The sequence below is a fragment of the Salinisphaera sp. T31B1 genome, from assembly GCF_040361275.1.
Lineage (GTDB): Bacteria > Pseudomonadota > Gammaproteobacteria > Nevskiales > Salinisphaeraceae > Salinisphaera.
The window spans coordinates 49371-61285 of sequence record NZ_APNH01000007.1 but is presented as its reverse complement, the minus strand read 5'-3'; the positions used below and the strand labels follow the sequence as shown (position 1 = coordinate 61285).

Genomic DNA, 11915 nt, shown 5'->3' with positions numbered 1-11915 from the left:
CACGTTGTAGTCGATCGCGCGCTTGATGCTCACAAGTACTTTCATGACATTCAATTCATTGAGGACGAAAAATAGTGGAATGCGTTGCCGGGCCGCGCCGCGGGCCTAAGCTCGCAGCGGACCGGGCACGAGGATTCAGGCGCTGGCGCGGCCGGCCATGATGCGGTGTGCGCGGTCGATCACGGGCTTGTCGATGATCTTGCCCTTGTGAGTGGCCACGCCGTCGGCGGCATCGAGCGCCTCGATGACCTCGCCTGCCCACTCGAGCTCTTCGGCCGACGGCAGAAACCCCTGGTTGACGGATGCTACCTGGGCCGGGTGAATACACAGCTTGGCCCCGAGCCCGATATCGCGAGCCCGGGCGACGTCCCGGCCTACCGCTTCGGCATCCTTGACCGCCAGCGTGACACCGTCGATCGGCGCCTCGATACCGGCGGCACGGCTGTCGATGACCAGCTTCGAACGCGCATACAGCAAACCCTCGTCATCGCACTCGATGCCGGCGTCCACCTGGAAGTCGACCGAGCCGAAAGCCAGCCGCGTCACCGCTTCGACCCGGCCGATGTCGAAGGCATTGCGCAGGCCGATCGCCGACTCGATCAGAGGCACCAGGGCCATACCGGCCGGGCAGCGCTCGGCGAGCGCTTCGACCTGAGCACGATCGTCGGCCTTGGGCAGCATCACGCCGCGAACGCCCTGTCCGGACAACAAGGCGCAGTCGGCCTCGAACCAGTCGCTATCCAGACCATTGATGCGCACATAGGCCTGACCGCCCTCGGCCAGCCAGGCCTGGATCTTTGCACGGGCTTCGTCTTTCGACTCGGGCGTGACCGCATCCTCGAGATCGAGAACCACCACATGGGCACCTGATGCACAGGCCTTGTCGAACCGCTCCGGCCGGTTGCCGGGAACGAACAGATAGGAACGATTGATCATGATGTCTTTCGATTCGGAGAAGTGAAACTTTCAGGAATACCGCGCGGGCATGCGCGACAGCAGGAACAGGCTGCCCAGCACGACCGCGGCAGAAATGATCGCGAAGCTGGCGGTATAGGCGCCGGTCAAGGCCAGAACGCCGCCGAAGACCGGCGGGCCCAGCACGACGCCGAGATAGGTGAAAAACAGCGCCGCGCCGGTAATGGTGCTGACCTGCTCGAAACCCGATACGCGTGCCAGCTCCGACAGATAGACGCCGTTCCAGCCGATCGAACTCGCGCCCAGCACCGCAACGACCGCAGCGATGATCCACCACGGCGTCGTCGCCGGGAGCAGACCCAATCCGACGGCCGTGCCGCCCATGGTCAACGCCAGGGCGATCAGTACGGCGCGGGCACCGATACCGGTATCCACCAGCCACCCCCATCCGATGCGGCCGACGATGCCGCCGGCCTGGGCGATCGACATGAACAGCCCGGCCGCAAGCAGGCTCATCTCGAACACGCGCGACAGATAAGCGACCAGGAACGTCATCACGCACAGCTGCATACAGCCGAAGAACAATGAACACCAGGCAAGTTGCGAAGCCGCACGATTGGCCTTCAGCGCGCCCAACGATTTGGCGGTACGCTGCCAGGTGACCCGCCGCTGGCGATCCAGGTCGGTATCGAAATCACCGTGCCAGCGCTGCAGAATGCCGGCCGCACCGATACACAGCACTGCGACCACGCACACGGCAAAACGCCAGCCGCCCAGCGCGATCAGCCAGGGCAATGCCAGGCCGCCGGTCATCGCCCCCAGCGGTACACCGGTCTGCTTGATGGAAAACACCAGCCCCATCGCCTTCGGCGCGCCGCCAATCATCAGAATCTTCGAACCGGCCGGCGTGACCGGCCCATAGCCGAGGCCGATCATCAGGGGTGCGAACGGCAAAAGCCAGGGCTGGCCGAAGGCGATCAGTCCGATCCCTGTCGCACATAGCAGCAGGCTGGCCTGGGTGACCCGAATCGGGCCGTGGCGTGCAATCAGATCGCCGCTGGACAGCGTCGAGGCCATTCCCGAGAGGTACAGCAGCGCGATATAAAGCCCCAGCCAGGCATCGCTTTCCAGCGACAGATCCTTGAGCGCGACGGGCGCGAGCACGGGGGGTGCAAAGGCGGCAAGCGCCGCCAGGGACTGTGCGCCGAGCGTGACCGCCAGCCGGCCCGAGACCCTCACCGGCTCTGTCCGATGGTCTGGATCTCGAGCTGCTGAGATACCGAATAGGTAAAGCGCTCACCGTGATGCAGACTGACCGCGACTTCCAGCAGCGCATCGTCGTCGGCAAAATATTTGCGCACCACTTTCAGCCCGGCCGAGTCGGCATCGACTTGAAGACGCTCGCCAGCCTGCGCCGGGATCGGCACCGCGCTGATCTGCTGGTCGATTCGGACGACCTTGAGACGATAGCGGTTTTCCAGCAGACGATAGATCGGCTGGGCCGCCTCGACCAGTTCGGTCTCGGACAGCCGGTATTCCGGCGGCAGATACACATCGGTGGTTGCCAGCGGCACGCTTTCACCGTTGAGATAGCGCAGACCGCTGACATGTGTCCACCGACTGCCCTCACTGCTTTCCAGCAGTTCGGCGAGCACCTCGTCGATCTCGATTTCCCGGCACTGCTCGATCTCCAGGCGCACATCGCGTGCGTACTGCATCAGATCGGTAATGCTGTCGCTGGTATGGATATAACGAGACCCGATCTCGGTCGCCACCACGCGCGTGCCGACGCCGGCCTTGCGCGAGATCAGACCGACATCGTGCAGACGCCGTACCGCCTCCCGAACCGTGTGCCGGCTCACCGAAAAGCGCTCGCACAGTTCGCTTTCGGTGGGCAGCATGCTGCCTTGGGGAAAATGCCCGTTCTGAATCTCGCGTACCAGCGTCTGGGCAACCGCGCGATAGCGCGGCTGGCCCGAGAACAGATGCTCGAAGTCGTCGCTCATATAACCTGTTTGTCCCGAAGACTTTGAATCCACCCGTCATCGTCGCGGATTTTTCGCAGTTCGTCTTCGGTATCGTCACCCATTCCGTGACCGGCCTCGAGCGGCACGGGCGATCCCTGGTAACGAATGGGACTGGCCAGCGTCTTGATCGAGCCGAGTTTTGAATGCTCGGTGTCCACAACGACGCCGCGCTCTTGAGCGAACGGGCTGTCCAAGGCCTCACCCACGTTATTCACCGGTGCTGCCGGCACCTGGCCACCGAACTGCTCGAGCCAGTACTCGGTGTCGTGCTCGAGCAGCACCTCGTCGAGCATCTCGGTGAGCAGATCGCGGTTGGCCAGACGCTGGGAGAAGTTGCAGAAACGTTCGTCGTCGGCCCATTCCGGTTTGCCGATACGCTCCGCCAGCACGTTCCAGAACTTCTCCTTGTTGCACATGATCAGAATCCAGCCGTCCCGGGTCTTGTAAAGCTGGCTGGGCGTGAGCGACGGATGCGCCGATCGCGGATCGCGCCCGGTGATCACGTTCTCGCGCAGATACCAGGTGGCCAGATAGGTCAGGTTGCCGATCGCCACATCGAACAGCGAGACGTCGATGTCCCCCCCGACGCCGCTGGCGCGGGCGCGCGTGATGCCCGCCATCAACCCGAGGGCCGCCGTGGTGCCGGTCATGAAATCCACGATCGACAGACCGAAACGTGCGGGCGGTTGTCCCGGCTCGCCGGTGAGCGACAGATAGCCGGCCTCGGCCTGCATGAGGTAATCGTAGCCCGGCCAGGCCTTGCGCGAACCGGTACGACCATAGGCCGACAAATGGCCGCTGACGATCGCCGGATTGATGTCCTTGAGCGCGTCGTAGGTCAGCCCGAGCTTTTCCGGAATATCGCCGCGCAGATTGTTGAACACTGCATCGGCGTCCTTGGCCATGTCGCGAAAGATGGCATAGCCTTCCGGATCCTTCAGGTTGAGCGTGACGCTCTTCTTATTGCGATTGAATGACTGGAAGAACTGGCTGTCGTTCTCGCCAAAGAAGTACGGGCCGACATGGCGGCCAACATCGCCGCCGCTGGCCGGATTTTCGATCTTGACGATATCCGCGCCCAGATCGGCGAGATACTGGGTCGCGAACGGCCCCGCGCCATACTGCTCGACCGTGATGATACGAATGTCGTCGAGCGGACGGCTCATTTCGGGTTCCTCGCGATCAGTTGCTTGGCGATGATGATGCGCTGCATCTCATTGGTACCCTCGCCGATCGCAAGCAGCGGCGCATCGCGATACAACCGCTCGATATTGAACTCGCGCGAATAGCCGAAGCCGCCATGGATACGCATCGCCTCGAGCGAGTTTTCGATCGCGGCTTCACTGGCGTAGTACTTGGCCATGCCGGCTTCCATATCGCAGCGCTCGCCCCGGTCGTACGCGTTGGCCGCGGATTCGGTCAGCAGCCGTGCCGCCGCGACGCGGGTGGCCATCTCGCCGAGCTTGAGCTGGATCGCCTGGTGCTCGCAGATCGGCTTGCCGAAGGTCTTGCGCTCCTGGGAATAGGACACCGATTCGTTGAGTGCGGCCTGGGCCACGCCGACGCCGCGGGCGGCGATATTGATACGCCCGAGTTCCAGGCCCGACAGGATCTGCTGCAGCCCGCGCCCCTCGACGCCACCGATCAGACGATCCACCGGTACGCGATACTCGGTGAAAAGCAATTCGCAGGTATCGATACCTCTGTAGCCGAGCTTTTCGAGCTTGCGCGTGACCTCGAAGCCCTCGCCCTTCTCGGCGATCAGCAGGCTCATGCCCTTGTGTCGCGGATCGGCGTTCTTGTCGGTCTTGACCAGCAGCGCGATGCAGTTGCCCGTACCGCTGTTGGTGATCCAGGTCTTGGACCCGTTGACGACATAGTCGTCGCCGTCGCGTACGGCCGTTGTGCGGATGGCCTGCAAGTCAGTGCCGCAGTCCGGCTCGGTCAGGCCAATGCCGCCGCGCACTTCGCCGGTGGCGAACTTGGGCAGATAGTATGATTTCTGCTCATCGGTGCCATGGCGCTGGACGGTGTTGGCCATGATCGTGTGCGAGTTGATCACTCCGGACAGCGACATCCAGACCTCGGACATGTGCTCCATGATCTTGGCATAGGTGGCCGTATCCAGCCCCAGACCGCCGTATTCGGTATCGATCAGGCAGCCGAACAGCCCCATCTCCTTCATCTTTTCGACGATTTCGGTGGGGTATTCGTCGGCCGCTTCCAGATCGTGGGCGTAGGGCCGAACCTCGCTCTCGAGGAAGCGATCGACCGCATCGATGATTGCCTGCTGGTCCATTGCGTCTGTCATGAGTGTCTCCTTGGAACTAAGCCTTGCGCGCGTTGGCGAGCGTGGCGGCCAGCGCGCGAACGTCTCGATCTGTTTGATCCATCGCGATCACATCGGCGAGCACGGCGTCGGCGGTGGCGGAATCCGTCACTTCAGCCATGTTCTTGCGATATTTGGCGGTGATCTCGTCGTTGGTCAGCGGGCGCTCGCGGTTGCCGCGATTGATCTCCTCCCGGTGGGTCAAGGTGGACCCGTCGGCCATGTGCACGATGACCTCTCCGGAATAGAAACGCGGGAAATCGGCATCCGGGTCGATCTCGTATTCGACCCGCTCGGCAAGCGCCAGGCGCGCGCTATCGGCCAATGCATCGTCCTCGAGATCGCGCAGCTGGAAGTCGCCGGTGATCAGGCCGCTGGCCACGGTGTAGGGAATGCTGAACTGAGCGTCGTAGCTGTTCTGCGGATGCTGCTTGTTGGCAACGGGCTCGCATACGACATTGACCACCCCGGCCGGCACCTTGACCTGCACGCGTTCGATGGCGTCGATATCGGGCGCATGCTCGCGATGGATGATCGCCGCGGCATCGGCGGCCGCATGGGTGAAATGACAGGCCGGCAGCGGCTTGACCGCCACACCTTCGATCTCCCATTCGGCGCCCAATCCATCGGTCGCCAGGCCGAGCTCGGCCTTGTCGCGTTCCCCGCCCAGGTAGATGTTGAACAAGCCATAGCGGCCCTCGTACGCCGCCTTGGGGCCGACGAAGCCGTTCTTGGCCAGTATGGCTGCGGTCGTCGCCGCGCCGGCCGCCCAGCCGGGATGCAGCCGTTTGGTCCAGGCGCCATCCTCCAGAAATTCGAGGCTGCCGGAGGCCATGCTCAAGGCGATGCCCTGGGCCATCTGCATCGCCTCGACCGATAGACCCAGCAGTCGACCGGCTGCCAGCGTGCAGCCGAACAAACCGATGACCCCGGTCGGGTGAAAACCGGCCGCATGGAAGGCCCCCCGTGCGACGCTGCCCAGCCGGGTCGAAACCTCCATGGCCAGCACGTAGGCTTCGAGCATGTCGCGGGTGGAGCTGCCGCATTTCTCGCCCAGGCCCAGCACACAGGGCAGCGCACTGGCCGTGGCATGGATGACGCCCGCCGTATGGGTATCGTCGAAGTCCAGGCCGTGCACGAGCACGCCGTTGACCAGCATCGCATCGCGCAGGCTACCGGTCGCCGCCTGGCCGATCAGGCGGTGCTCGCCCGGGCCCAGATCGGCCAGACTGGCGATCGCCTTGTCGGCGAATGCATGTCGCCCGGACGCATAACCGATGCCGATGGCATCGAGCATCAGATACTTGGCACGCTCGACCACTCCGGCCGGCACATTCTCCAGTTTGAGGTTCTGGGCGAACTCGGCCATCTGTTGAGAAATCATGCGCTCTCCTCCTTCGCTCTACAGAAGCGCCAGCGATAGCGCTGGCACATAGGTGATGATCAGCAAGGCCACCAAACGGATGCCGTAGAAAGGCAGCACGCCGCGGGCCACTTCATGGACCGGCGTCTTGGCGATGCCGCTCATCACGAACAGGTTCAATCCCACCGGCGGCGTGATTGTGGCGATCTCGGAATTGGCCACCATGATCACGGCGAAATGGACCGGGTCGACACCGACCGCCTGGGCCAACGGGAACAACAGCGGTGCGGTCAAAACGACCAGGGCCACCCCGTCGAGGAACATGCCCAGGATGAGCAGGAGCACGTTCACCAGCAGCAAGAACTGCCAGGCCGCCAGATCCAGCCCGGTGATCAGACTGATCAGGTTCGCCGACACGCCCATGCGGGCCAGGATGAACGCGACCAGGCTGCCGCCCATCACGACTGCGAAGATCATCGTCGTCTGCAACAGCGAGTTACGCGCGGCATCCCAGACGTCGCGAATACGCACGCTGCGATACACGAACACGCACAGGAACGCGGCATAGGCTGCGGCGAATGCCGAGACTTCGGTGGGCGTGAGATAGCCGCCATAGATACTGCCGATGATCAGCACCGGCATCAGCAGAGCAGCCGTGGCGCCCGGCAGTCGGCGACCGAAACCCTTGAAGTCCGGCGCTTGTGCGATATCCCCGTACTGATTCTTCCAGGACAGGTAGGCCACCGTGATCAACAGGAACGTGGCCTCAAGCAGCGCCGGCAGGATGCCGGCCACGAAGAGCTTGTCGACCGGCAGGCCGACGATCGAGCCGATCAGAATGAAGCTCAGCGACGGCGGAATCATGATTCCCAGCGTGCCGCCGACGGCCACGATGCCGGCAGCAAAGTGGGTCGGATAGCGCTCCTTCTTGAGCCCGTCGATCGTCGCCACGCCGATCGCCGCCGCAGAGCCCACGGAGCTGCCCGACACCGCGGCAAAGAACACGCTCGACAACATGACCGTGATCGCCAGCCCACCGCGTACCGCGCGGACGAGGCTGCCGATGAGCTCGATCATAAGACTGGCCAGATTCCCCTTCATCATCAGGTTGCCGGCCAGCACGAACATCGGGATAGCCAGCATGGGATAGCTGTTGACCGACTTGAAAGCCGTCTGGGCGACCACCGTGGCCGGCACGCCCGCCACGGTGAGCACCAGGCCACCGGTCACCAGGCCCAGCACCACCGCGACGTGGGTGCCGATCGCCAGCAGCAGCAGCATCAGGCAAAGCGCAATAAGAATAGTCATGCCTGCTCCGATTTGCGCGGATTGGACGACAGGTCGTCGCTCATTTCCAGAGGTACGTCATCGTGGTGAGAGTCCACGAATGCGTCGTGGCCCGACAGCACGCGGACCAGACCATGCAGATAGAACACGCCCCACATCACCGCCCCGACCGGCAGCACCAGGAACAACACCCAGAGCGGCAGATTCAGCGACGAATCGGTGAGCATGCCCAGCGAGTGGTAACGCTCGACCTGGGGAATGGCGGCATAGACCAGCAGACCGCAGAACACCAGACCTAGAAGGCAAGCCACAGCGCTGGCGAACTGACGAACCGGACGTGGACAATGCTCGACGACCAGATCGGTGCGGATGTGCTGGCCGGCATGGCCAGCACATCCCAGGGTGAGAAAGAACGCCCACAGCACCAGATAGCGCACCGATTCTTCGGCCCAGAAAAAACTGGTGTCGAAAAACGTTCGACCGATGCCTTCCATGAGCATGATGGTGGTCGCCCCGATCAACATGATCGTGGCGACCGTGAGCACGTATCTCTTTTCGAATCGCACGTACGACTCGAACAGTTTCAGAACTCTATTGCGTTCTTTGGACATACCGATCCCGTGGTTGAAGACTGAACGCGACTCGAAACCGCCCTGCGCTTACTGGCAGGACGAATTGAGCGCCTTGAGCTTGTCCACGGCGCCGGGGTATTCCTGGGCGAACTGATCGACCACCGGCTGCATCTTGTCGCGCCAGCGCTGGATCTCGGCATCGTCGGCCACGGTGTAGGTCCCGCCTTCGGATTCCATCTTCTCGATGAGCTTCTGATCCTTTTCGACCGTGCTGGTCCACTGGTCGTCGGCGATATCCTCGACGCTGTCACGCACGATCTCCGCGTCCTTATCGCTCAGGTTGTCGTACCAGGACTTGTCGACGACGACCGCATAGGTGGCCAGTTCGAAGCCCGGTACGAAATAGCCGTACTGGGCGGACGTGCCCAGCATGTCGGCCCAGCCCGCAGCCGAACTCAGGACGCCGTCGATGGTGCCCTGCGCCAGCGCCGTGCTCATTTCGGAGGCCGGCATGGAAATCGGGTTGGCACCGGTAGCCTTCATGGTGGCCAGATAGACCTTGCCGCCGATGACGCGCACCTTGGCACCCTGCATACCCTTCAGGCTCTTGATGTCCTTATCGCCGAACAGGAAGATCAGATCGGCCGCACGCAGCAGAGTCAGGACCTTCAAATTGCGCTTGTCGACGAACGAGGTAAGCATGTCGGAGACCTGCTGGCGATAGCACGCCTTCTGCATATCTTCGGTCTTGAGCGTGAACGGCAGGCTCAACACGCCGGTGCGCGGGTCGATCGTCTCGAGCCGTACTGCCACCGGCCAGACCATCTGTACCGCGCCGGTTCCCAGGGCCGCGAGCGCGTCCTGGTCGTTGTAGATCTGGCCCGACGGGAACACGATCGGATTGATCTCGCCGTCGGTCTTTTTCTTGATCGACTCGCCGACCTCTTCCATGTACTGGGTCTTCCAGTGCGTGGTGGCGACTTCATTGGTCATGACCATGTCGGCCGCCGGTGCAGTAGCCGAGAACGCGCAGGCAAGCGCAAACAGCAAGGACTTCGTCTTAAGTGGACGCATCGTGGATCTCCTCCCGATTGGATCGTGGATTGTCGTTGGTCGAACGAACCGCAGTTCGCCGCTTATCAGTCGTCTACGGCGTGGCCGCGGGCCGGAATGAGCGAGGAACGCTCGAACGTCAGAAATACGGTGCCGTCCTCTTTGAGCCCCGTGGTGCGCGTGACCACGATTCCCTGACCCGGACGCGATTTCGACTCGCGCTTGCTCAGCACCTCGGTTTCAGCATAGATCGTGTCGCCGGGGAAGATCGGTGCAGTCAGCTTGATCTCGTTCCAGCCCAGGTTGGCGATCGCCTTCCCGCTGATATCGCCGACGGTCATGCCGAGAACGATCGCCAGCGTCAGGCCGCTGTTGACCAGGTTGTTACCGAACTCGCTGGCACGGCCGTAGGACGCATCGCAGTGCATCGGATGATTGTTCAGGGTCAACAGCGAGAACTGGATGTTGTCCGCCTCTGTGATCGTGCGGCCCGGCCGATGTTCGTAGATATCGCCGACCGTCAGCTCGTCGAAGTAGCGACCGATCTGCTGGCGTACGCGGTTTTGTGTCTCGCTCATAACGTCCTGTTCTCCATGCATTCCATAAAGCGCGGCAGGCCGGAAAATCGAGACGGCCGAACCGGTTGTCGAACTGAATGTCCGTTTGTCCGGACAAATTAGAATGCATACCTCAATCGCTGTCAAACCAGCCTTTGGTCGTAGCCGCTCAAATGCGCTGCTGGTGCGACCGGCCGCCTATCGACGTGCGCCGTTCACGCTCAGGTCTGCGCGTAGTGACCGCGACACGGGATATAAGCCGACTTCGCAAGAATCCGTTATCGGTTCGCATCGACCCGCTCGCGGCGGACTCAGGACGTCGGACGGCAACCTTCCCGACCGTTGGCCGGCCGGCTCGGCTACCGTCGAGCCCCATACGATGGTTACTCCCGGCGAGTTCGACCTACGCGCATGCCATGAGATGCGAGTCCCGCCTCTGATTACCGGATGCCGGTGACGCAGGGGCCCGGCCAGGTCTGGACGCAGGGCAGACGATCAGGGCGATATCCGCAACGAGTCAGCGGCCAGCCGATACTTGCGGGATCAGAGAAAGCCGCTCGGCCGGTAGATGGGTTCTAGGTTCGATACTCGATGGGGCGATACGCCGGCCGGGATCGCGTTCGACCAACCACGATGGGCCAGTTCATGTGAGCGGGGTACGCTGCGCTACCGCTGGCAGACGACCGCTCGTCCGGCCCGACCACCCGACTGATAAGAGAATTTAGCGTCACCCATGCAGCGCGTTGCACGATAGGCAGGGATTCCCGCAATCCGGTGCGTACGCAAGCCAAAAAAAAAGCCCTCCATGCTTGGAGGGCTTTTCGTAATGGCGCGCCCGGAAAGATTCGAACTCTCGACCTTGCGGTTCGTAGCCGCACGCTCTATCCAACTGAGCTACGGGCGCTTTGATCTCAATACGAAGCTCGAAAGCTTCTATTCGCCTCAACTTATTGAATGACAATAATATTTGAGGCTTTTCTCTATCCCTCGCCTTGGAATAGCGCGTATTGTACGCGACGCTCCCAACCGGGTCCAGTCACGATTTGTGCGTCGTCTTCGACAGTGCTAACAATAGCGGCCGAACTCATCTCAAGGCCATTCATGAAGCACTATCTCGTTATTGCCGCACTCCTGTTGCTGCCTTCCATCGCTCTCGCCGACAAACAGTGCGAGAAAGATGCCGACGGTCAGGTCGAGTGTACACAGGTCAGCGAAGAACAACCCAGCCAACCGGGCGCCGTGCGAGAAGGCGACGACGCCGACAGCTCCGACGCCTCGTCGACACAGGACGACGACAACGAACCGTCGGTCGGCGACCAGACCAGCCAGTCTCGCGACCCAGGCATGAAATACTAGCGCCTGACCGACATGCTCCGGGTCCGAATCCGGCCCCGGAGCAATTCGATAATGGCGGAGAGGGAGGGATTCGAACCCTCGAAGAGGCTATAAACCCCTTACTCCCTTAGCAGGGGAGCGCCTTCAGCCACTCGGCCACCTCTCCTGAATCTCCGAACCGGCACGGGTAGCACCCGCGACCGATCGAGGCCGCGAATACTACCGAGTCGACCCGGCCGGGTAAAGCCCCGGCAGGCTTCAAGCCTGTCGGGAACCGCTCGGCGCGAGCAGCCCGGGCGGCTTACCGTCGGCGGTAGCGCCGTTTTGCGCACCGGCATCGACCGCTTCGACCGCGATGTCGCGCGGCGCTACCACTTCCAGCCGGACCTGACCGTCGCGGGCGGCGACCACTTCGACAACGATCTCATCGCCGATACGTATCGCCTGGCCCACGCGGCGTTCGATGATCGGCATGCG

General features: G+C 62.4%; 12 protein-coding genes and 2 tRNA genes. 1 reads left to right on the top strand and 13 read right to left on the bottom strand.

Annotated elements, in window-relative coordinates; all coding sequences use genetic code 11:
• Positions 1 to 135: 135 nt before the first annotated feature.
• From T31B1_RS20035 to T31B1_RS19985, 11 genes are all read right to left on the bottom strand, one after another.
• A complete protein-coding gene (locus tag T31B1_RS20035) occupies positions 136 to 936 on the bottom strand; it encodes an HpcH/HpaI aldolase/citrate lyase family protein (RefSeq protein ID WP_353251295.1) in 801 nt (266 codons plus the stop codon).
• A 30-nt stretch (positions 937 to 966) separates the two neighbouring features.
• Positions 967 to 2154 carry an MFS transporter gene (locus T31B1_RS20030; protein WP_353251294.1) on the bottom strand — a complete coding sequence of 396 codons (1188 nt, stop codon included), beginning with the start codon at positions 2152 to 2154 and terminating at the stop codon, positions 967 to 969.
• The gene (locus tag T31B1_RS20025; protein WP_353251293.1) at positions 2151 to 2921 is read right to left on the bottom strand and encodes a GntR family transcriptional regulator; all 771 of its coding nucleotides are present in this window, start codon (positions 2919 to 2921) and stop codon (positions 2151 to 2153) included. The genes T31B1_RS20030 and T31B1_RS20025 overlap by 4 nt, the downstream gene beginning before the upstream one ends.
• Positions 2918 to 4108 carry a CaiB/BaiF CoA transferase family protein gene (locus tag T31B1_RS20020; RefSeq protein WP_353251292.1) on the bottom strand — a complete coding sequence of 397 codons (1191 nt, stop codon included), beginning with the start codon at positions 4106 to 4108 and terminating at the stop codon, positions 2918 to 2920. The genes T31B1_RS20025 and T31B1_RS20020 overlap by 4 nt, the downstream gene beginning before the upstream one ends.
• Positions 4105 to 5253: an acyl-CoA dehydrogenase family protein gene (locus T31B1_RS20015; protein WP_353251291.1), complete on the bottom strand. Its 1149-nt coding sequence runs from the start codon at positions 5251 to 5253 to the stop codon at positions 4105 to 4107. The genes T31B1_RS20020 and T31B1_RS20015 overlap by 4 nt, the downstream gene beginning before the upstream one ends.
• Positions 5254 to 5269: 16 nt before the next feature.
• On the bottom strand, positions 5270 to 6655 hold the full coding sequence (locus T31B1_RS20010) for an MmgE/PrpD family protein (RefSeq protein ID WP_353251290.1): 1386 nt from the start codon (positions 6653 to 6655) through the stop codon (positions 5270 to 5272).
• Between the two features lie 18 nt (positions 6656 to 6673).
• Complete coding sequence (locus T31B1_RS20005; protein WP_353251289.1) at positions 6674 to 7942, bottom strand: TRAP transporter large permease; 1269 nt, start codon at positions 7940 to 7942, stop codon at positions 6674 to 6676.
• Positions 7939 to 8532 carry a TRAP transporter small permease gene (locus T31B1_RS20000; RefSeq protein WP_353251288.1) on the bottom strand — a complete coding sequence of 198 codons (594 nt, stop codon included), beginning with the start codon at positions 8530 to 8532 and terminating at the stop codon, positions 7939 to 7941. The genes T31B1_RS20005 and T31B1_RS20000 overlap by 4 nt, the downstream gene beginning before the upstream one ends.
• Positions 8533 to 8580: 48 nt before the next feature.
• Entirely contained in the window at positions 8581 to 9567 is a 987-nt protein-coding gene (gene dctP / locus T31B1_RS19995) for a TRAP transporter substrate-binding protein DctP (protein WP_353251287.1), read from the bottom strand.
• A 65-nt stretch (positions 9568 to 9632) separates the two neighbouring features.
• Entirely contained in the window at positions 9633 to 10124 is a 492-nt protein-coding gene (locus T31B1_RS19990; RefSeq protein WP_353251286.1) for a MaoC family dehydratase, read from the bottom strand.
• 806 nt (positions 10125 to 10930) lie between these two features.
• A tRNA-Arg gene (locus tag T31B1_RS19985) sits at positions 10931 to 11007 on the bottom strand.
• A 197-nt stretch (positions 11008 to 11204) separates the two neighbouring features.
• On the opposite strand from T31B1_RS19985, the gene T31B1_RS19980 reads away from it, so the two are divergent.
• The gene (locus tag T31B1_RS19980) at positions 11205 to 11459 is read left to right on the top strand and encodes a hypothetical protein (RefSeq protein ID WP_353251285.1); all 255 of its coding nucleotides are present in this window, start codon (positions 11205 to 11207) and stop codon (positions 11457 to 11459) included.
• 52 nt (positions 11460 to 11511) lie between these two features.
• Here T31B1_RS19980 and T31B1_RS19975 read toward each other — a convergent pair.
• Positions 11512 to 11604 (bottom strand) — tRNA-Ser (locus T31B1_RS19975).
• A 92-nt stretch (positions 11605 to 11696) separates the two neighbouring features.
• Positions 11697 to 11912 carry a carbon storage regulator gene (locus T31B1_RS19970; RefSeq protein ID WP_353251284.1) on the bottom strand — a complete coding sequence of 72 codons (216 nt, stop codon included), beginning with the start codon at positions 11910 to 11912 and terminating at the stop codon, positions 11697 to 11699.
• Positions 11913 to 11915: the final 3 nt, after the last annotated feature.

Excerpts from the sequence above, each read along its gene's own strand:
- T31B1_RS20035 (WP_353251295.1), bottom strand. The coding sequence starts at position 936 with ATGATCAATCGTTCCTATCTGTTCGTTCCCGGCAACCGGCCGGAGCGG.
- T31B1_RS20025 (WP_353251293.1), bottom strand. The coding sequence starts at position 2,921 with ATGAGCGACGACTTCGAGCATCTGTTCTCGGGCCAGCCGCGCTATCGC.
- T31B1_RS20020 (WP_353251292.1), bottom strand. The coding sequence starts at position 4,108 with ATGAGCCGTCCGCTCGACGACATTCGTATCATCACGGTCGAGCAGTAT.
- T31B1_RS20015 (WP_353251291.1), bottom strand. The coding sequence starts at position 5,253 with ATGACAGACGCAATGGACCAGCAGGCAATCATCGATGCGGTCGATCGC.
- T31B1_RS20010 (WP_353251290.1), bottom strand. The coding sequence starts at position 6,655 with ATGATTTCTCAACAGATGGCCGAGTTCGCCCAGAACCTCAAACTGGAG.
- T31B1_RS20005 (WP_353251289.1), bottom strand. The coding sequence starts at position 7,942 with ATGACTATTCTTATTGCGCTTTGCCTGATGCTGCTGCTGCTGGCGATC.
- T31B1_RS20000 (WP_353251288.1), bottom strand. The coding sequence starts at position 8,532 with ATGTCCAAAGAACGCAATAGAGTTCTGAAACTGTTCGAGTCGTACGTG.
- dctP (WP_353251287.1), bottom strand. The coding sequence starts at position 9,567 with ATGCGTCCACTTAAGACGAAGTCCTTGCTGTTTGCGCTTGCCTGCGCG.
- T31B1_RS19990 (WP_353251286.1), bottom strand. The coding sequence starts at position 10,124 with ATGAGCGAGACACAAAACCGCGTACGCCAGCAGATCGGTCGCTACTTC.
- T31B1_RS19980 (WP_353251285.1), top strand. The coding sequence starts at position 11,205 with ATGAAGCACTATCTCGTTATTGCCGCACTCCTGTTGCTGCCTTCCATC.
- T31B1_RS19970 (WP_353251284.1), bottom strand. The coding sequence starts at position 11,912 with ATGCCGATCATCGAACGCCGCGTGGGCCAGGCGATACGTATCGGCGAT.